Source organism: Hyphomicrobium methylovorum, assembly GCF_013626205.1.
GTDB lineage: Bacteria > Pseudomonadota > Alphaproteobacteria > Rhizobiales > Hyphomicrobiaceae > Hyphomicrobium_B > Hyphomicrobium_B methylovorum.
Window position 1 is genome coordinate 873,863 of record NZ_QHJE01000001.1, and the last position, 19,974, is coordinate 893,836.

At 60.1% G+C, this 19,974-nt stretch carries 15 protein-coding genes; 5 read left to right on the top strand and 10 right to left on the bottom strand.

Annotated features, from left to right (window positions below):
• Positions 1–20 precede the first annotated feature (20 nt).
• Entirely contained in the window at positions 21–1,013 is a 993-nt protein-coding gene (locus tag DLM45_RS04410) for a lysylphosphatidylglycerol synthase domain-containing protein (RefSeq protein ID WP_181335766.1), read from the top strand.
• A gap of 79 nt (positions 1,014–1,092) precedes the next feature.
• On the opposite strand, the gene dxs is transcribed toward DLM45_RS04410, so the two are convergent.
• Positions 1,093–3,033, bottom strand: coding sequence for a 1-deoxy-D-xylulose-5-phosphate synthase (gene dxs, locus DLM45_RS04415; RefSeq protein WP_181335767.1), 1,941 nt, complete (start codon positions 3,031–3,033; stop codon positions 1,093–1,095).
• Positions 3,034–3,266: 233 nt separating this feature from the next.
• Between dxs and DLM45_RS04420 the strand changes: the two genes are divergently transcribed.
• Positions 3,267–3,902, top strand: coding sequence for an ABC transporter substrate-binding protein (locus DLM45_RS04420; protein WP_181335768.1), 636 nt, complete (start codon positions 3,267–3,269; stop codon positions 3,900–3,902).
• 194 nt (positions 3,903–4,096) lie between these two features.
• On the opposite strand, the gene DLM45_RS04425 is transcribed toward DLM45_RS04420, so the two are convergent.
• Complete coding sequence (locus tag DLM45_RS04425) at positions 4,097–5,071, bottom strand: MlaA family lipoprotein (RefSeq protein WP_181335769.1); 975 nt, start codon at positions 5,069–5,071, stop codon at positions 4,097–4,099.
• Between the two features lie 114 nt (positions 5,072–5,185).
• On the opposite strand from DLM45_RS04425, the gene hpnI reads away from it, so the two are divergent.
• Complete coding sequence (gene hpnI, locus DLM45_RS04430) at positions 5,186–6,319, top strand: bacteriohopanetetrol glucosamine biosynthesis glycosyltransferase HpnI (protein WP_181335770.1); 1,134 nt, start codon at positions 5,186–5,188, stop codon at positions 6,317–6,319.
• Positions 6,320–6,330: 11 nt separating this feature from the next.
• A complete protein-coding gene (hpnJ, locus tag DLM45_RS04435) occupies positions 6,331–7,755 on the top strand; it encodes a hopanoid biosynthesis associated radical SAM protein HpnJ (protein ID WP_181335771.1) in 1,425 nt (474 codons plus the stop codon).
• A 65-nt stretch (positions 7,756–7,820) separates the two neighbouring features.
• Here the strand turns inward: hpnJ and hpnN are convergent, their stop codons facing one another.
• On the bottom strand, positions 7,821–10,430 hold the full coding sequence (hpnN, locus tag DLM45_RS04440) for a hopanoid transporter HpnN (protein WP_181335772.1): 2,610 nt from the start codon (positions 10,428–10,430) through the stop codon (positions 7,821–7,823).
• A 403-nt stretch (positions 10,431–10,833) separates the two neighbouring features.
• Here hpnN and hpnH point away from each other — a divergent pair, with 403 nt between their 5' ends.
• Complete coding sequence (hpnH, locus tag DLM45_RS04445; RefSeq protein ID WP_181335773.1) at positions 10,834–11,982, top strand: adenosyl-hopene transferase HpnH; 1,149 nt, start codon at positions 10,834–10,836, stop codon at positions 11,980–11,982.
• On the opposite strand, the gene DLM45_RS04450 is transcribed toward hpnH, so the two are convergent.
• From DLM45_RS04450 to hpnA, 7 genes are read right to left on the bottom strand one after another with little or no spacing between them, the layout of a single operon-like run.
• Positions 11,926–12,609: a phosphorylase family protein gene (locus tag DLM45_RS04450; protein WP_181335775.1), complete on the bottom strand. Its 684-nt coding sequence runs from the start codon at positions 12,607–12,609 to the stop codon at positions 11,926–11,928. The two genes, hpnH and DLM45_RS04450, sit on opposite strands and share 57 nt — an antisense overlap.
• A gap of 5 nt (positions 12,610–12,614) precedes the next feature.
• Positions 12,615–14,615 carry a squalene--hopene cyclase gene (gene shc / locus DLM45_RS04455; RefSeq protein ID WP_181335782.1) on the bottom strand — a complete coding sequence of 667 codons (2,001 nt, stop codon included), beginning with the start codon at positions 14,613–14,615 and terminating at the stop codon, positions 12,615–12,617.
• A gap of 38 nt (positions 14,616–14,653) precedes the next feature.
• Positions 14,654–15,907, bottom strand: a complete 1,254-nt coding sequence (gene hpnE, locus DLM45_RS04460; RefSeq protein ID WP_181335785.1) for a hydroxysqualene dehydroxylase HpnE — start codon at positions 15,905–15,907, stop codon at positions 14,654–14,656.
• Positions 15,907–16,749, bottom strand: a complete 843-nt coding sequence (gene hpnD / locus DLM45_RS04465) for a presqualene diphosphate synthase HpnD (protein ID WP_181335790.1) — start codon at positions 16,747–16,749, stop codon at positions 15,907–15,909. Before hpnD ends, hpnE begins: the two co-directional genes overlap by 1 nt.
• The gene (gene hpnC, locus DLM45_RS04470) at positions 16,746–17,630 is read right to left on the bottom strand and encodes a squalene synthase HpnC (protein ID WP_181335792.1); all 885 of its coding nucleotides are present in this window, start codon (positions 17,628–17,630) and stop codon (positions 16,746–16,748) included. The genes hpnD and hpnC overlap by 4 nt, the downstream gene beginning before the upstream one ends.
• Entirely contained in the window at positions 17,627–18,796 is a 1,170-nt protein-coding gene (locus tag DLM45_RS04475) for a glycosyltransferase (RefSeq protein WP_181335794.1), read from the bottom strand. The genes hpnC and DLM45_RS04475 overlap by 4 nt, the downstream gene beginning before the upstream one ends.
• On the bottom strand, positions 18,793–19,791 hold the full coding sequence (gene hpnA, locus DLM45_RS04480; RefSeq protein ID WP_181335796.1) for a hopanoid-associated sugar epimerase: 999 nt from the start codon (positions 19,789–19,791) through the stop codon (positions 18,793–18,795). Before hpnA ends, DLM45_RS04475 begins: the two co-directional genes overlap by 4 nt.
• Between the last annotated feature and the right edge of the window lie 183 nt (positions 19,792–19,974).

Here is a 19,974-nt window from a genome sequence, read left to right on the forward strand (position 1 = left end):
GTCGGATCTCATCCAGCCGCATGAAAGCGAGCGTGACGATCGGCGCGCTGCTCGGCATCGCGCTCGCAACGGCGCTGGTCGTCTACTATGGCTCGGCTGCGGTCGGCGAGGCTGTCCTGTCCGCCGGGTGGCGCGGGCTTCTCGCGATGACGGCCGCGTATCTCGCGTCCGTCGTGCTATGTGCTCTTGCATGGCGCGTTCTGATTTTACCGCCGTTTCCGCATGCTGTTGCTGTCAGTCATTGGGTTCGCTTGGTGCGCGACAGCGTCGGCAATGTACTCGCGATTATCCCCGCCATGGGCGAAATGGTGGCGGCCCGCGAGCTGACGGCCTTCGGTATCAGATCGGGTCCCGCGATTGCGAGCACCGTCGTCGATCTCACCTTGGAGACGATCAGCCAGCTCTTTTTTACGCTGCTGGGTCTCGTCATCCTTGCGTGGCAGCGGCCCGATGAAGCCTTGGCAGGATGGGCTTTGCTCGGCGTGGTGCTCTCCGCGCTGGCTATGGCGGGATTCGTCGCCGCGCAGAGGATGGGCTTGTTCCGCGTTCTGCAGTCGCTTCCCGAACGCCTCGGTCTTACCGCATCGTGGAACACGGACAGTGGCACAGCGCAAAGCCTGCATGACAGCATCGAGGACATTTATCGCGATCCGCGCAGACTTGCTCTTTCTACCCTGCTCCATTTCGCGGCGTGGATCGTCGGCGCAGCGGAAGCGTGGGTAGCGCTGTGGTTCATGGGCCATCCGCTCAGCTTCGGCGACATCCTCGTGATCGAGAGCCTGATCTACGCGATCCGCAGCGTCGCATTCGCGGTGCCCTGGGCAGCTGGCGTGCAGGAAGGCGGCTATGTGGCGTTCGGCGCGCTTTTCGGATTGGGGCCGGAGGTTGCGCTCGGGCTGTCGTTGCTGAAACGCGCTCGGGAAGTGCTGGTTAGCATTCCGATCCTGCTTGTGTGGCAGGCTATCGAAGCGCGACGGCTACTTGCCAAAGCAGACGACGGCGGCCGCGCGTAGCTTCACGCGCGGCTGCGTCATTCGATTTTCCAGCACTTAGAAAGACACGCGCTCGCCGCGTGATCGCCTGCGAGGGCGATCAGCGGAAAATGCGTTCGCGGGATGCTACAGGCTGATCGATCTCGAACGCCTTGCGCACTGTTTCAACGATGCCAGACGCGGAAAGCCCCGCCTTCTGACACATCACTTCCGGCTTGTCCTGATCGACAAAGACGTCGGGCATGACTTTCGAGCGAACCTTCAATCCGCCGTCGAGCAGGCCGCTGTCTGACAGGAACTGCAGAACATGGCTGCCGAAGCCGCCAATCGAACCTTCTTCGATCGTCACAAGCATCTGATGGTTCAGAGCCAGTTGCCGGATCAAATCGGTATCGAGCGGCTTCATGAAGCGCGCATCCGCGACGGTCGTCGAAAGGCCCAGCGCCGCGAGTTGATCGGCAGCCTTTAACGCTTCTCCGAGACGCGTGCCCAGCGAGAGCAGCGCGACCGACGTTCCTTCGCGCATGATGCGGCCCTTGCCGATGGGCAGAACGGAGCCTTCAGCGGGCAGCGCAACGCCCGTACCTTCGCCGCGTGGATAGCGGAATGCTGACGGGCGATCATCGATCGACGCCGCCGTCGCAACCATGTGCATCAATTCGGCTTCATCGGCTGGCGCCATGATGACGAAGTTCGGCAGGCAACCGAGATAGGCGAGATCGAACGAACCCGCGTGCGTGGAGCCGTCGGCGCCGACGAACCCAGCGCGGTCGATCGCGAAGCGAACCGGCAGGCTCTGAATTGCGACGTCATGCACGACCTGATCGTAGCCGCGCTGCAGGAACGTCGAATAGATCGCGGCAAACGGTTTGATGCCTTCGGTCGCGAGGCCTGCCGCGAATGTTACCGCGTGCTGCTCGGCGATGCCGACGTCAAACGTGCGCTCGGGGAACTCCTTGCCGAACACATCGAGGCCGGTGCCGTCCGGCATAGCCGCCGTGATTGCGACGACCTTCGGATCTTTTCGCGCTTCGGCGATCAAGCTATCCGCGAAGACGCGCGTGTACGACGGCGCCGACGCCTGCGGCTTTGCCTGCACGCCGGTTACGACATTGAACTTCGCAACGCCATGATACTTGTCGGGCGAGGCTTCGGCGGGCGGATAGCCTTTGCCTTTCTTAGTCACAACATGAACCAGGATCGGACCCTGGTTTGCGTCGCGGACGTTCTTCAACACAGGCAAGAGCTGCGAAAGATCGTGACCGTCGATCGGACCAACGTAATAGAAGCCCAGTTCCTCGAACCAGGCACCGCCCTGCCAGAGATGACGCGTATATTCTTCAACGCGCGCGGCACGCCGCTCCCAGTTTTTCGGCAACCGCTTTGCCAACTGCTTGGCAAAATCGCGGACGTAGAGATAGGAGCCGCTGGAGGTTGTGCGGGCGAGATAGGACGACAACGCACCCGAGGGCGGAGCGATCGACATATCATTGTCATTCAGAACAACGATCAAACGTTCGTTGCGCGCGCCAGCATTGTTGATGGCTTCGTAGGCCATTCCGGCACTCATCGCGCCGTCGCCGATAACGGCGATGACATTGTTCTTGTCACCGCGCATCTCGCGCGCGACCGCCATGCCAAGGCCTGCAGAAATGGACGTGGACGAATGAGCTGCGCCAAACGGATCGTAAGGGCTTTCCGTGCGCTTGGTGAAACCGGAAAGGCCGTTCGGCTGCCTAAGCGTGCGAATGCGGTCGCGTCGCCCGGTGAGAATTTTGTGCGGATAGGTTTGGTGGCTCACATCCCAGATGAGCCGGTCGCGCGGTGTATCGAATAGATAATGGAGCGCAACCGTCAGCTCGACGACGCCGAGCCCGGCGCCGAGATGGCCTCCCGTGACGGACACCGCGTCGATCGTTTCCATGCGAAGTTCATCGGCAAGCTGACGCAAATCAGCTTCCGGTATCTTTCGCAAATCTTCCGGCGTTGAAACGCGATCTAAAATCGGCGTCTTGGATGGCCGTGATACTACTGCATCCATAAGACAGACATCCCCCCGACGGTGACAGGTCCTTGATCTTGATTTATGGACCCTCGACGAGCCTCAAAAAATGAATCAATAGAATAATCAGGACTCTGCTGTGGCAGTGTTGCAGACGAGACGCACAAATGGCAAGAGGTGCTTCGTCGCGAGCAAAATGCCGCCACTTGAGCGGTCTAATTTTTCAGCACACTTGTCGTTCAGCGAGCGCGTTCAGCATTACAGGAGCGAATATGCCGGCTGCCAAAGCATCCAGATTCGGAAAGTCCGTCGTGCGTGGCTTCGCCATTGCTGCGGTTTCTCTTTACGGCGCGGTCGCGGTGCAGGCGGCCGACGCGCCGGAACAGACCATCAATGGCCTCAATGCGAAACTGCTCGACACGATGAAGCAGGCTCAACAATTGGGCGTGCAGGGGCGCTATAAGGTACTCGCGCCGGTTCTTTCGAAAACCTACGATATTGCGTCGATGACTCGCGTGGCCGTCGGCTCAAGTTGGGATTCGCTGCAGCCCGCGCAAAAAACTGGCATCACCGACGCGTTCTCTCGTATGATGGCCGCGACGTATGCTAAGCGCTTCGACGGTTTCTCCGGCGAGACATTCCAAATCGCTGAAATCACCGACCGCGCGCCCAGCGACAAAATGATCAAGACGCGGATCATACAAAGTAACGGCAAGCCCGTTGCTATCAATTACCTAATGCGGAAAACTGGCGCCGATTGGAGAATCGTCGACGTTTATCTCGACGGCACAATCAGTGAGCTCGCTAGCCGCCGGGCTGAATTCAGTTCTATACTGAAGGCCGGCGGTCCGGATGCGCTCATTGCCTCGCTGAAAAAGCAAGGCGATAGGCTACTCGCCGGAAGCTAATTTGTTCTGACGTCATGGCCGACTCGGTAGCGCCGGTCATGACGTCCTCTTTTCTCCGCACAATCATTCGTATGACATCAGCACGTGCGTGATCGTGCGAGCGCGCACACACGAATTCGACGCGGCTCTCTCGTTGCGCGCTTCGTAAACTGAGCTGTTGTTTGGACGTTCAGTGACGCTGGCGCAGCAGGCCGTTACTGCGTCGAGACGGTATCTGCTGATACTTCAGCCGGAGCCGCAGCACTCGGCGTTCCAACGATCATGACAGTGCCGTTGCTTGCCCGCGCTTTCGCTGTCTTCGCGAGATTCTTCCCATAGTTCGGCAACAGCGTCGGCGACGAGACGATCGTCATGACAGGCTCGATCGCGTTTGGATCGGGCGGCGGCGGCGTGCTGGTCAACGCGCTGGTATCGAGCGCTTCCTGCAATTCGGCCTGACGCTTCTGATCGGTCACGCTGCGAAGCATGGAATAGAAATCGATCGAACTCTCTTCGAGCGTCTGCATATCCTCAGCCTTGCTGAGGTTTGCAAGCGGGCTCGCAACCGTTCCGGCGAGATCGACGCGGCTGGTGAGCGTTGCGATTTTCGTCGGCATGAACGTGGCGAGAGGCAACTGCGCACCGAACTCAACGCCCGTGCCGATCGCGTCGCGAACATTGGTCGGTCCGATGATCGGCAGCACGAGGTAGGAACTCTCGCGATAGCCCCAGACGTACATCGTCTGGCCGAAATCGCCCGACTGGCGTGTGAGGCCTTCGGTTGCCGCAACGTCAAACAGGCCGCCGAGACCGATCGTCGTATTCATTGCGAAGCGGCCGAGCGTCGTTGCTGCAGCCAACGGCCTGAGCTGCAGGACGTTGTTCGCGAATACCATCGGCTCGTTCAGGTTGGTCGTGAACGACTCGATGCGATCGCGCACCGGCTCCGGAACGTTCTCGTTATACGCCTTCGCGGCTGGATAAAGGACGGAGTGATTGAAGTCCTGATTGCTTTCGAAGACAGAGCGGTTGCTCTTTTCGTACGGATCAGCAATCGACTTCGGTTCGGATTCTTTTTCGGGGGACGCCAGGTACACGGGCGCAGGCGCAGATCCCACGCCCGCACACGCCGTCAACGACGTGGCGATGACAAGACAGCCGACCCGACTGAGGATGGCGCTAGTCTTCACAGTCCCTCGTTCCCCGTTACCGGGCCCCCTGCCCGATCATCTGATCCCTGTATCGCAGCTTCACAAGAGAAGCTAGCGTTGTGGCTTGGGATCGAAGCAGAAAGTAACGTCAGAATGGCGTCGTGTCTGTGGCTTGTTTGCACACTTGTCGCGATTATCGGTAGTCTTTACGCCCTATTTGCGGGCGTTCTTGTTGCCAGATTTCGGCGACAGGAGATGCCTGATCTTCGCGAAGTTGAAAACGTAACGCTGCTGAAGCCGCTTTGCGGCGCAGAACCGGCGCTCGAATCGAATCTCGCGTCCTTTTGTGTGCAAAATTATCCTGGCAAGCGGCAAATCGTACTGGGGGTTCAAGACGCCCACGATCCTGCGGTTGCTGCTGTGGATAACTTGCGCGCGCGCTTTTCCGAATCAGAAATCGATCTCGCGCTCACGACTCGTTCGTTGGGACGCAATCCGAAAATTTCGAATCTGGCCGGGATGTATGACCATGCGGCCTATGACGTTCTGATCCTAAGCGACAGCGACATGCTGGTTCGCGATGACTATGTGCGAAATGTCATGGCCGCTTTGCAGCAACCCGAGGTTGGGCTTGTGACGTGCCTCTATCGCGGGCGCTCGAACGGCGGATTTTGGGCGCGACTCGGTGCTGCCGGTGTCGATCAGCATTTTCTTCCAAGCGTGCTTGTCGGGCAATTTCTCGGGCTCGCGAAGCCATGCTTCGGATCGACCATCGCGTTGAGGCGCGAGACGCTGGAGCGAATCGGCGGCTTCCCGGCATTTGCTGACGTTCTAGCGGACGATTACGCGATGGGGGACGCCGTGCGCCGGCTTGGCCTCAAGGTCTCGATCCCGCCTTTCACGATCGGCCACACGTTTTCGGAAGATTCGTTCGGGAAGCTGGTTGCGCACGAACTTCGCTGGGCGAGAACGATTCGTCTGGTGGACCCAATCGGTTACGCTGCCTCGATCGTGACGCATCCGCTACCATTTGCGCTTGCTGCCGCCGCAGTGAGTGGTTTCGGCCTCATAACCGGGGGCATTCTGGCTGCCACCCTTGCTTCCCGGCTTTTCGTTCCGATACAAGTTGAGCGGCTGTCCGGTGGGGACCGCGGAACGCTGTGGCTCAGTCCGCTGCGCGATCTGCTTAGCTTCGCGATTTTCCTCGCGAGTTTCGCACCGGGTGCTGTCAGTTGGCGGGGGCGTCGCTATCGCGTCAATCCCGATGGGTCCGTTACGCCGGTTTGAAAGGCGCCACTATGCGCACGCTCTTTTTGCAAGCTCCCTCGTTTGACGGTTTCGATGGCGGAGCCGGGTCGCGCTATCAAGCGCGCCGCGAAATCAAGTCGTTCTGGTTTCCGACGTGGCTGGCTCAGCCCGCGGCGCTGATCGAGAACAGCAAGCTGATCGACGCGCCGCCTCACAAGGTGAAGCTCAACGACGTTACGAGAATCGCGAAAGACTACGATCTCGTCGTGCTGCACACGTCGACGCCCTCATTCGCCTCGGATGTTGCAACCATCAAGGCGATGAAAGAGGTCAATCCAAATCTCAAGGCTGGTCTGATCGGCGCTAAGGTTGCCGTCGAGGCGGAGAAGAGCCTGCAGTCTGCGCCGATTGTCGATTTCGCTGCGCGCAACGAGTTCGATTTCACGATCAAGGAAATCGCCGATGGTCGCGATTTCGCCAACGTGAAGGGCATCAGCTATCGGAATTCGAGCGGCGTGATCGTGCACAACGACGACCGCGCGGTTCTGGAAAACATGGACCTGCTGCCGTTCGTGACGCCGGTCTACAAGCGCGATCTCGAAATCGAGAAGTATTTCATCGGCTATCTGAAGCATCCCTACATTTCGCTCTACACCGGACGCGGCTGCAAATCGCGCTGCACGTTCTGCCTCTGGCCGCAGACGGTTGGCGGGCACAACTATCGCACCCGCAGCGTCGGCCATGTGATCGACGAGATCAAATGGGCGCGAGCTGCATTCCCGCAGGTGAAGGAATTCTTCTTCGACGACGATACGTTCACCGACGACCTGCCGCGCGCCGAAGCCATTGCCAAGGAACTCGGCAAACTCGGCATTACCTGGTCGTGCAACGCCAAAGCAAACGTGCCGCGCAAATCCCTCGAAGTGCTTTCCGAGAACGGTTTGCGCCTGCTGCTCGTTGGATATGAAAGCGGCAACCAGCAGATCCTTCACAACATCAAGAAGGGCATGCGCGTCGAGGTGGCCCGCAAGTTCACGAAGGATTGCCACGAACTCGGCATCAAGATTCACGGCACGTTCATTCTTGGGCTGCCGGGCGAGACCAAAGAGACGATTGAAGAGACGGTGAAGTTCGCGACCGAGATCAACCCGCATACGATCCAGGTTTCGCTTGCCGCGCCTTATCCCGGCACGTTCCTATTCAATCAGGCTGTGAAGGAAGGTTGGCTGGACGAAGCCAACGCGGAACTCGTCGACGAAAATGGCGTGCAGGTTGCGCCGCTGCACTATCCGCATCTGTCGCATTCGGAAATTTTCCATTCGGTCGAGGACTTCTACAAGCGGTTCTATTTCCGCTCGGGCAAGATCGCGTCGATTGTCGGCGAAATGGTCACGAGTCCCGACATGATGAAGCGGAGACTGCGCGAAGGCGTCGAGTTCTTCCAGTTCCTGCGCGAGCGCCGCAACGTCGCTTAAACATGGGTGCGGATGCGGCACGAAGTTCTCGCCGCTGGTGAACTGACGGAGCGTGGTCAGTTCGCTTAGGGCGTCTGACTGCCTTCATTATCGTTGTTCTGGCGCGGTGGGCCCATCAGGATCGGCTGGAAGAGAACGGCGGCCGCGAGCGTCGTCAAAAGCGAGAGCGCAAGCAATTCGCCCATGCTCGACGTGCCTGGATGGTTCGAGAACCAGAGGCTGCCGAACGCGGTTGCTGTCGTCAACGCGCTGTAGAGCACCGCGCGTGTCAAAGGGGACGCCAGCAGACTTGTTTCGCCATCGCGCCACGCCAGCACGTAATAGATTTTGAAGGCGACGCCGACGCCGAGCAGCACCGGCAAAGCGATGATGTTTGCGAAGTTCAGCGGCAGTTTCAGAAGCACGCAGAGTTCGAGCGTCACGACGCCTGCGAGCAAGAGCGGCACCAACGTCAGAAGCACATCGGAGACGCGCCTAAGCGCCACGAACAGGATCAACGTGATTGAACCGAGCGCCAGCGCGCCCGCTTGGAAAAACGAACGCACTACGGTCTTTGCCGATTCCTGAATGAGAATCGGAACGCCGGTCGCCTCGGGCGCGACGAGGAGCACCGCGCTCGCGAAGCGGCGAAGGTTTGCATTGTCGTTGCCGTCACCGCGCGGCGCGACTTCGACGCGGGCCCGTCCGTCAGCAGTCTTCCAGTCAGCGACAATGTCGGGCGGCAGCGTGGCCAACGTAACCTCGTCGGCGCCGAGTGCCGCGCGAATTTGGCTAAGGCGCAGATTAAAGCCGCTCATCAGCTCCGTTTCGACACGCTTGCGCGCTTCGGGCGGCGCCATTGCGAGACGCGTCAGAATATCGGCCATGCGCGCCGCGAGTGCTGTGCCGCTTCCCTTCTGACTCGCAACGGCGAAGGCATCTGCCGTCTCCTGAAGCGTCACCTTGATCTCGGCGTCCGTGGGAGGGGGGAGTTTATTCTCAGGGTCAAGCGACGGCTCGATCAGGCTCGCGGCGTCTTTGATGAGGGCGAGTTTTTCACTCTGGTGGTCGGGGATGAAGCTCGCGAGAGTGACCGTCCGTTCGACAACAGGAAGGCTTTCAATTCTGTTTGCGAGTTTTTCCGCGTCCGCAAGCGAGGGGGTCAAAATCTGGATCGTGTTCGGCGCCGTTTCCGGATCTTGCATCAGGTCGTTGAACGTCTCGACGGACTCGACTGCAGCGCTTCTCAGGTTGATCGGATTGAAATCGAATTCGAGGCGCGTGAGCAGCGGCAATCCTGCGACGACCGCGATGGCAGTCAGCACCAGAATCGCGTGGCGATACCGAGCCATGAAGCGATCGACAGGCGCCAGCATGCGATATCCGACGTCGTCCGGCTCGCCGGGCGGATTGAGGACTGCGAGCATCGCCGGGACGAACGTGATGCTGATCAAAAACGCAATGATCATGCCGGTTCCAGCGATCAGACCGAGTTCCGATACGCCGCTGTAATCGGTCGGAAGGAACGCATAGAAGCCAGCCGTCGTAGCGGCTGCGGCCAGCGCAAGCGGTCGTCCGGCATTGCGCCCGGCGGTGACCAGAGCGCCCCGAAGGTCATCGTTGATATGACGTTCGTGGCGGTATCTGACCGAAAACTGAATACCGAAATCCACGCCAATGCCGACGAACAGGACAGCAAACGCGACGGAGATGAGATTGAGCGCGCCGACGAGCCAAAGCCCTACGGCCGCCGTCATGGCAAGTCCCGCAAAGAGCCCGACCAGCACAGCGAAGATGATGCGCCCCGAGCGCAGCGCCAACCACAGAATCAGCGCCACGACCGCAACGGTCAAAAGCGTGTTCAGCAACAGGCCGTCGGCAACTGTGCCGAACTCTTCGTCGGCCATCGGCACAGCGCCGGTGAGGCGGACGCGCACACCGTGTTCGGGCGTGAGGTCCAACCGTTTGGCGGTTTCACGTATCCGCTCGCTCGCTTCTGCTCCGGGTTGCAGATCGCCGTAATCGAGAACAGGCTTCACCTGAAGAAAGCGGCGGAGATCGCCCGATTCGGGCGGTTCACCAGACAGCAACTCGTTCCAAGAGAACGTCGAGCGCTTGCCATCCAGCATATTTTCGATGGCATCGGCGAGCGCGGTGACGGGCTTTTCATAGTCGAGCCACGTTGCGCGTTCCTGATCGATGCCCATCGGAACGAAGCTCAACGCTTTTGCCAATCCGTTGAGCGTGGGATCGGCTGCGAGCGTTGCAAGGACGGGCTGTGTCTTGATGAGGCTGGCGGTTGTCAGCTCCACCTCTTCGAGAGGGAGATACAGCAGACCGTTCTTCTCAAAGAAAGCGCCGCCGTCACGCCTGCGGACGGTTTGGAATGGCTTTGGCGTTTCACTTGAGAGAGCTTCGAAAAGTTTTCGGGCGGCATTTTCTGCGCGCTCCGGTGTGTCGCCATCTATGACGACATCGATCGTGTCGGTGCCTTGGGGAAACGCCGCATCGAACTGACGTTCACGTTGACGCCAATCGAGGTCCGGCGAAATTAGCTGGCTGGTATCCGTGGTGATTGCGAAGTTATTCGCAATGTAGTGACCCGCACCCACGAAAAGCATCAAGGAGAGGAAAATCGTAAGCCAGGGAAATCTCATCGACGCGCCGACGAGCCGGGCCACGCAATGCTCGATCATATCTGCACCGTCGCGCGCCGCTTCAAACCGTTTCCTCCTGCCTCTAGACTGTGCATGTTCCCCCGATTGTCGCGAGCGCCATGACAGGACAACCGAACCATCGTTATCCGTTCCCCGCGCGGACTGTGTTGCTTTTCTGACACGTCAACGCCGGAGCGTTATGGCGCGATAAGCGTACATTCCGTTTGCGGGGTGCCAATGCCTACGGTTTTTCTTAATAAAGGCCAATCCATTTCCTAGGGACGCGGCGTTACGAGGCAAGATTTCCGCGCGAGCTGGGGTTATTATTTACGCCAACACGAGTCGAGAATTGCGCCGGGATGAAGATCGTGCGTTCTCTCGTCGTGATTGCCTGGGGGTATTAATCTCGGATAAGTGGCCGTCGCCAAGGGAGCACTGACGGGTGGGAATTCCAATAGGCCAAGCCGTGTCGATCGGCGCGTATGTGCTGAAGCAGCACTTGACCGGACGCAAGCGCTATCCGCTTGTTCTGATGCTCGAGCCGCTGTTTCGTTGTAACCTCGCCTGTGCGGGTTGCGGCAAGATCGATTATCCCGACAAAATTCTCAACCAGCGCATTTCCGTTGCCGATGCCCTGCACTCGATGGATGAGTGCGGCGCGCCCGTCGTCGTCATGGCGGGCGGCGAGCCGTTGCTGCACAAAGAGCTTCCGGAGATCGTCGAAGGCGCACTCGCAAAAGGCAAGTTCGTCACCGTGTGCACGAACGCGCTGCTGCTTGAAAAGAAGATTGGACTCTACAAACCGCACACGCGCTTCAACTGGTCGATCCATCTCGATGGCGATAAGGAGATGCACGACAAGTCGGTTTGCCAGAAGGGCGTTTACGATCGCGCCGTTGAGGCCATCAAAGTCGCCAAGGCGAAGGGCTTTCGCGTCAACATCAACTGCACGCTTTTCAGCGACGCTGAACCGGAGCGTGTTGCCAAGTTTCTTGATGATGTGAAGGCGCTCGGAGTTGGCGGAATCACAATTTCACCAGGCTACGCTTATGAGCGCGCGCCGGATCAGCAGCATTTCTTGAACCGCACGAAGACGAAACAGATCTTCCGCGATATTCTCAAGCGCGGACGCGGCGGACGCTCATGGCCGTTCTTCCAATCCGCGCTGTTTCTCGATTTTCTTGCAGGCAATCAGACCTACCAGTGTACGCCGTGGGGCAATCCCACGCGCACTGTCTTTGGCTGGCAGCGCCCCTGCTATCTGCTCGGTGAAGGCTACACAAAGACTTACAAAGAGCTGATGGAAGGCACGGATTGGGATAAGTACGGCACCGGCAACTACGAGAAGTGCGCCGACTGCATGGTCCATTCCGGCTTCGAAGCGACGGCTGTGGTCGATGCTGTGAAGCGTCCGTGGAAGCTCGCGGCCGTTACGCTTCGCGGCGTGAAGACCGATGGGCCGATGGCTCCGGATATTCCGCTCCACAATCAGCGGCCTGCTGAATTTGTTTTCTCGCGCCACGTCGAGAACAAGCTAGCCGAGATCAGTGTAGCCGAGGCCCGGGCCAAGAAGCCGGTGGCAGCGGAGTAATCCGCTCATCGCTCGCCGGGCAGCGAGGCCTGTCCGGATCAGCGCGACCAACTGAGCGGGATCGGCTGCAAGCGATTTCAGAACGCCGAATGTGTCGGGCTGGCCATCTGGTTTCAATCCATTGATGGCGGCCGGCGGCAGACCCTGATTTGCTGCATCGGCGATGACCCGCAGCACCGCAAACGGCAATTCGCGTTCTTCCGCAATGCGCGCGACGACGTGGCTTTCCATGTCCGCTGCGATGGCGCCGGTTGCACGGAAGACCTCAGCTTTTGTGGCCGGATCTGCAATGACGGTCGAGCACCCCGCTACTTGTCCGGCATGCGCGTCTGGCAGTGAGCGGCGCAGTTGCGCAGTCCAGGCTGCGTCGGCTGGGACGTGGCGAGCACCGGCATAAACCGACGTGCCGATGACGACCGCTCCCGACGGCAAAGCAGGGTCTAATCCACCGGCGATGCCGAAGCTGATGATGCCGCGCGCGCCATCGCTCAGCGCTTGCTCGATCAAGTCCGCCAAGCGCGTTTCGTTGGCACCACTCGCAACAGCAACGACGTTCTCAGCGCTTGCAGCCAGTCGCGCTTCGGCAGCTAGGCCCGTGGCCGCGATGACGTAGCCTCGCGCCTGCATAGCTTTCACATCCCGACCGATACGGTCTTGGAGTTCGCAGCCTTCAAGTTGCGATAGCGCGCCATCGCCCACATCGGGAAGAATTTCGAGTAGCCGTGATAGCGAAGATAGAACACACGCGGGAAGCCCGTAGCGGTGAAGCGTTCTTCGCCCCAGAAGCCATCCTTGCCCTGGTTTGCTGCGAGATAAGCGATGCCGCTTTGCACGGCCGGATGATCGATCTCACCCGCCGCCATCAACGCCATGAGCGCCCAGGCTGTCTGAGATGCCGTGCTGGGCGCTTGCTGATAGCCAGCGTACTCGAGGCTATAGCTTTCGCCGTCTTCGCCCCAACCGCCATCCGAATTCTGAATCGAAAGGAGCCAGTCTGCGGCTTTGCGCATGATGGGTAACTCCGGTTCGACACCGGCTGCGTTCAGTGCGCAGAGCACGGACCATGTGCCGTAGACGTAGTTCATGCCCCAGCGGCCGTACCAGCTTCCGTCTTTCTCCTGCGTGCTTTCCAGATAGCGCACGGCCTTGTCGAGAACGGGACTTGTTGCGCGCGTCTCGCCGAGCTGAGCCAACATCGATACGCAGCGCGCCGAGACGTCAGCCGTTGGCGGGTCGAGCAGCGCGCCGTGATCGGAAAACGGAATCTGGTTCAGATACTCATAGTTATTATCTGCATCGAACGCGCCCCAGCCGCCGTTCTTGCTTTGCATGCCCGCGATCCACTCGCGGCCACGCGCCATCGCCTCGCGATGATCTCCGCCATTGGCTGCGGTTCGGCTCGCGGCACGGTCCATCGCCATGACGACAACTGCTGTGTCATCAACGTCGGGATAATGCGCGTTTGCGTACTGGAATGCCCATCCACCAGGGCGAACGCCGGGGCGCTGCACCGCCCAGTCTCCAACGGTGTCGAGCACCTGAAGCGGTGCAAGCCAAGCCAAGCCGCGATCTGCTGCGCGTTCCGCTTCCGGCCCACCGGCTTCCATCAGCGCATGCGCCGCGAGTGCGGTGTCCCACACCGGCGAGAGGCACGGCTGGCAATAGGCTTCGTCCGGCTTGACGATGAGCAACTTCTCGACGGACTGCCGCGCCGTCACATAGTCCGGATGGTCGTGTGGGTAGCCCAGCGCATCATAGACGAGGACCGAATTGACCATGGCAGGGAAGATCGCACCGAGACCGTCTTCCCCGTTCAAACGGGTCGTCACAAATGTGACAGCCTTGTCGATGGAGCGCTTGCGCAACGATTTCGGAAATGCCGGTTCGAGAAAGCGCAACACACGATCGATACCGCCGAATATTTGCGACCACGGAGCTTTCTGATGCGGCCCCTTTGGCCAGACGCGGACATCGTTCGGCGGCGTTACGAACAACTCCGGAATGTCGACGCCCTTCGGATTTCGGGCGCGTGGCTTCAGCGCATTGAGAACCGTCAACGGTACGACGACCGTTCGCGCCCAGTACGATATTTTGTCGAGGTGGAATGGGAACCACCGCGGAAGCAGCATGATCTCGACGGGTACGACTGGCACGCCGCGCCAAGGGATGACGCCGAAGAGCGCCAGCAAATTTCGGGTGAACACATTGCTCTGCGCTGCGCCGCCTTCGGCCAGGATCCAAGCTCGCGCGCGCTGCATTCGCGGATCGTCGACATCGACGCCGATCATCTTCAGCGCGAAATAGGCCTTCACGCTGGCGCTTATGTTCGATGCGCCCTCATGGAACAGCGGCCAGCCGCCATCGGCCGACTGGATGCGATAAAGATAGTTTGCGATCTTGCGCTCCAGATCGGCATCGACCGGCTCGGCAAGATAGTGGCGCATCAGAACGTATTCAGCAGGAATCGTCGCGTCGGCTTCGAGTTCGAAGACGTAATGCCCGTCGTCATGCTGAAGTGCCAGAAGCGATTTTGCAGCGGATGAAATCGCGGCTTCAAGGTCCGCCGCAGAGACGGTGCGCGTTTCGTGCGCGGACGCGACGCCTTGGTCTAGCGCTGTTGTATTGAGCTGCATCGAAAGTCTCTCCAGGCAGGAGGGTCCTATCAGAAAGATCAGGCCGTCGCCAGTTTGGCGGCCTTTTCGCCCGAGCGGATCGCGCCCTCAATCGTGGCCGGAAGATTGGTGGCCGTCCAATCGCCCGCGAGAAACAGGTTTCGCCACCGTGTGGCCGTATCCGGGCGAAGCGCGTTCTGCGCAGGTGTCGCCGTAAACGTGGCGCGGCGCTCCTTGACGATCTGCCACGGCGGCAGCGTGGCGCGCATTTCCGGCATGCCCGCGACTTGCGCAACTTCGGACCAGATTTGCCGGGCCAGCGGCTCGCGCTCAGCTTCGTTGAAGCGGTCGGCATTGCTGATCGTCACAGATAGCCGATCATCGAATGCGAACAGCCACTCAGTTGCGCCATTGATGACGCCAGTGATGCGCGGCATGCTCGGCGGTGGCGCAATCTTGAAGTGCGCGTTGAAGATTGCGCGATATTCGGTTGGCACTTTCAATCCAGGAATCAACGTTCGCGCGACCCAGGCCGGAACCGCGAGGATAACGGTATCGCTCTTTGCGAGATCGATTCGCCCTTCGGCGAACCTCAATGCGCGGATCCGGTCGCCCGAAATATCGAGCGCGCGCAATGGCACGTCGAAACGGACGGCGCCGCCGTGCTTTTCGATGTATGTCACGGCGGGATCAACGAGAGCAGGGCCAAGGCCGTGTGCGGCGATCAACGGTTTGCATGCCTGCCCACCGCGCGCGAGCGTTTCGAGCAGCACGGCCGCTGTGAGGCGCGATGACCCCTCCTCCGGATCGCAGTTCAATGCCGCAAGCAGGACCGGGCGCATGAGCTTTTTATAAGCTGCATTCTCTGGGTTGAAGCGTTTGCCTGCGGGTTCGTCAGCACCGGCGGCGAGCAATTTGCCGAAACACATATAATCTAAGGCGGATGTTCCTGGCACGCGGCGGCGGCGCGAGAAAATCCACCAGGGGAACGATCCGTTATTCGGGCGGATCGTCCAGCGCTGGTCGGTTTGGAGGTCGGCGAAAGCAAATTCCGCTTCGTTCGGGCCCTGCAGCAGATCGCGGGCGCCGATCAAATCGAGAAAGCTGAGCGCGCTCCTGTTTCCTGACAACAGCAGGTGATTTCCGTTGTCGATTTGGAGGTCGAGCGTCGGCTCGTAAAAGGATCGACAGCGGCCGCCCGGATGGCGGGCGAGCTCATGCACGACGACGTTCCTGCCCTTCTCCGCGAGGCGCGCGGCAGCGGACAGCCCGGCAAGACCGGCGCCGATGATGTGGGTCGTGCCGCCAGACATTAGAAAATGCCGTCCCGCAGTACGGCCCACAGAACATAGCGTTTGGACCGGCGAACATCGGCGCGTGGAGCGTTCCAGCCGCGCCCGATCAGTTTTTCGAGAATGCCGCGATAGACCGTCGCCATCATGCGTGGCGAGCGTGCTGTCCGACGCGGGCAATGCGCCATGACTCTTTCAGCCTGATTGTAATAATTGCGCGTCAACATGGCGATGCCTCGGCATGCCCGATCAAGATTTGGATGCGCGAGGATCGTCGCGATATCCGTGGTGGATATGCCTGCGTCCTGCAGTGCTTCTCTCGGAAGATAGAGGCGGCCCATCGCGGCATCCTCATCGATATCGCGAAGGATGTTCGTCAATTGCAATGCGCGGCCGAGGTGATGCGACAGCTCGATGCCGTGCGCCTCGTCCATGCCGAAGATGCGGACCGAAAGCCGACCGACGGCCGATGCGGCGCGATCGCAATACAGGTCGAGAACGCTCCAATCGGGCGCCTGGATATCGCGAACGATATCCATCTCCATGCCGTCGATAACGGCGATGAAGTCATCTTTCAGAAGTCCGTATTCGGTGATGAACGGCGCAAGATCGCGCGTGCGATGCGTCGTGCGGCCAGTCAAATAATACTGCTCGATGTCGAAGCGATAGCACTCGAGTTCCGCGAGGCGTCCTTCGCGCGGACCGCCATTGTCGGCCACGTCGTCAACCTCACGGCAAAATGCATAGACGTGATACATCGCGTCGCGCTGTGCGGACGGGAGAACGCGCATGGCCGCGTAAAACGAGCTGCTCGTCGCCGCGGGCGCCACTTCCGACACCAACTCATGTTCTTGCGAACTCATGCGGTATCATCCCCGACGGCTCGATACATACTGCGTTTCCCCCCGACACGCCGAACCAGCGTCATGGCTACAGCTCGCCCTGCTACAAGAGCTGCATGCGACTTAGCAAGATGAACCCCGCCGCTCAGCGGATCTCTCGTTTCAAGCCGAGCAACGAGCTTATCAGCTAGCGCGACTATTACAGAGGTTTCGGCGGCAAGACGCAAGTCGGCGACGCATTTTGGCAACAGGGCAGCGGTTGGAATCAATGTCGCGGTGTGCTTGGCGAGGCCGTGCAGGCACTGAAGGAGTTCCGGGGAAGACTTTTCGCGAGCAAAAGCAGCGTCCTCGACGCCGTAGCGCTTCAACTCGTCCTGCGGAACGTAAATCCGATTTATCGTCCGGTAGTCTTTCCCACAGTCTTGCAGATGATTGATGATCTGAAGCGCAGCGCAAAGGGCATCAGACGAAGTCCAGGTGGATTTCGGCTCCCCGTGTACGTCGAGAACGAACCGGCCAACGGGCATTGCGGAAAAGCGGCAATAATCGATGAGTTCTTCCCAGGTTGCGTAACGGGATTTGGTCACGTCCTGGCGGAAGGCCTTTAGAAGATCGAGCGCGTGTTGAGGCGAAAGATTCCGTTTATGCAACGCGGCGCGAAGCGGCAGTGCATCAGCCGCGCGCTCGGACTTGCCGAGAAGCGAGTCCTCGAGATCCGCGAGACGAGCAAGTTTTGCGTCGGGCGTGAGCGACGCATGGTCGGCCGCATCATCGGCGGCGCGCGCAAAGCGGTAGAACGCAAGGATCGGACCCCGGTGTCGGCTGGAAATAAGGTGCGAGGCGACGGGAAAATTCTCGTCGCGCTCGGACTTTCCGGATTTGTAGTCCGCGTCGACGGTCATTGTTTTCCTGCGCCCGCTTGCACGCGGCCTTTCCAGAGACCTCCGCGCCCGGCGCGGTGCTGGTAGGCCGAATCGACGGTGAACGCCAAATACGCCGCCGCTATGAGCGGGAGCGCCAGTCCCCATAGAGGAGAAAGACCGTAGAGGCGCAAGACCGGCTGAAAGGCGATCGCCATACCAACAAAGGCGGCGGCGCCAAGCAAATTCGCCGGGTAGCCCGCCGCAACGGCAAGAATGGGCGGCGCAAGATACAGCAATGCCATGCCGACGACTGTGCCAAGCAAAAGCAGCGGCGAATAGCGAAGCTGTGCGTATGCCGAGCGCGCAACCATCCGGCGAATTTCATCCACCGAAGAATAAACGCGAAGGCTCAGCACCCGCTCTGACAGACCGAGCCAGATCGGCCCCTGCTGCTTCATTACAGCCGCCAGTGCGCAATCGTCGATGAGCGCGCCGCGGATCGCTTGAATGCCGCCCGCATTCGCAAGTGCGGCGCGGTCGGCGAGCATGCAGCCTCCTGCGGCCGCGGCCGTTGACCGGCTGGCGCGATTTACCCAGGCAAACGGGTAGAGCATTTGAAAGAAGAAGATGAATGCCGGGACGAACACGCGTTCCGCGAACGTCTCGCAATTGAGCTTTGCCATGACCGACGTCAACGACAACCGGCGGCGGCGTGCGCGCGCTACCAGGGAAGTCAGGACGCCGGGGTGATATTCGATGTCGGCGTCTGTCAGCAGGAGATAGTCGGGTGCGACGGCTGAGGCATTCGCGGCGGCGATGCCTTGGTTCATTGCCCAGACCTTGCCAGTCCAGGACGCGGGAAGCGGTGCCCCAGGCACGACGGTTATCTGGCGCGGAGCTGTCTCCGCGATCTTACGCGCGACGACGGCGGTGCCATCACTGCTTTGATCGTCCACCAGCAGGATCGAAAAATCGCCGGGGTAGTTCTGCGCGGCGAGCGATGTCAACGAACGCGGGAGCACGTCTGCTTCATTGCGCGCGGGCACAATCGCCACGACCTTGGGCCAAGCCTCGCCCGCATCGAACGTGGTGGGCGACGTATCATCGTCTTCGCGCTGGCGACAAAGCCAGAAGCGGCCGTGCGCCAGCAGCAGATAACACCATGCCGCGAAGGCAACGGCGGCGATAACTGTCGCGACGCTCATTTCAAATACCCCGCTTCGCGAAACCAGCGGTGAGCATCAGCGAGTGCGTCTTTCACCGGACGCGCACGGTACGCCAATTCACGGGCGGCTTTGGCAGATGAAAAGTACATTTTGTATTTCGCCATCCGCAATCCATCGACGGTGGCAAACGGTTCGCGGCCGGTTAGGCGGGCCATTGCTTCGGCGCCATAGGCAATTGGATAGATGAGACCGCGTGGCAGGCTCACGTTTGGCGGCCGCCGGCCGACAAGGTGCGCAATCTCGCGGAGCATTTCACCCAGCGAAACGTTCTCGCCGCCGAGAATATAGCGCTCGCCGATGCGGCCATGCGTCAGCGCCGAGACGTGTCCCGCCGCGACGTCATCGACGTGCACGAGGTTGAGGCCAGTATCGACGTAAGCGGGCATTCGTCCGGACGCGGCTTCGACGACGATGCGCCCCGTCGGCGTTGGGCGGACATCACGCGGGCCGATGGGCGTTGAAGGATTGACGATGACAGCGGGAAGGCCTTCAGCGACCATCCGTTCAACCAGACGCTCGGCCTGCACCTTGCTTTTCTTGTAGGCGCCAATGGCGTTGGCTTCATCCAGCGGAGATGTTTCGTCGACCGGAGTGCCGTCGGTTGCGGGCCGCAACGTCGCGACACTCGACGTATAGACGATGCGTTCGACACCGTTGGACTTGGCCGCTGCCATGACGGCGCGTGTTCCATCGACGTTCGACGCAAATATTTCACGCGGATCCGGCGCCCACAGGCGATAATCGGCCGCGACGTGCATAACGTAACGCGCGCCCGCCATTGCTGACTGCAGCATTTGCGCGTCTCGCAGATCACCTTCGACAACCTCTGCATCGAGATCTGCGAGATTGGTGCGGTTGCTCTCGCGCCGAACGAGCGCGCGCACGGCGAACCCCTCCGCGATCAGCCGACGCGCGACGGCGGAGCCGACGAAGCCCGACGCACCTGTCAAGAAAACAAGATCTTTCGCAGGCAAGTCCGTTCGTCCCGTAGAATAGATTGAGCGTGTTGTGAGGATGGCGGCAACGCTCCGCCGCTTTGCAGCGAGGGCGAACCCTATCCGGCCCGCATCAAGCGTTATGCGCGGGCAGGAAGCAAGCGCAGTGCGCCTGCTTCCTCAGGTTTTCACAGCCGGATTGTCTCAATCGTCACGCAGAAG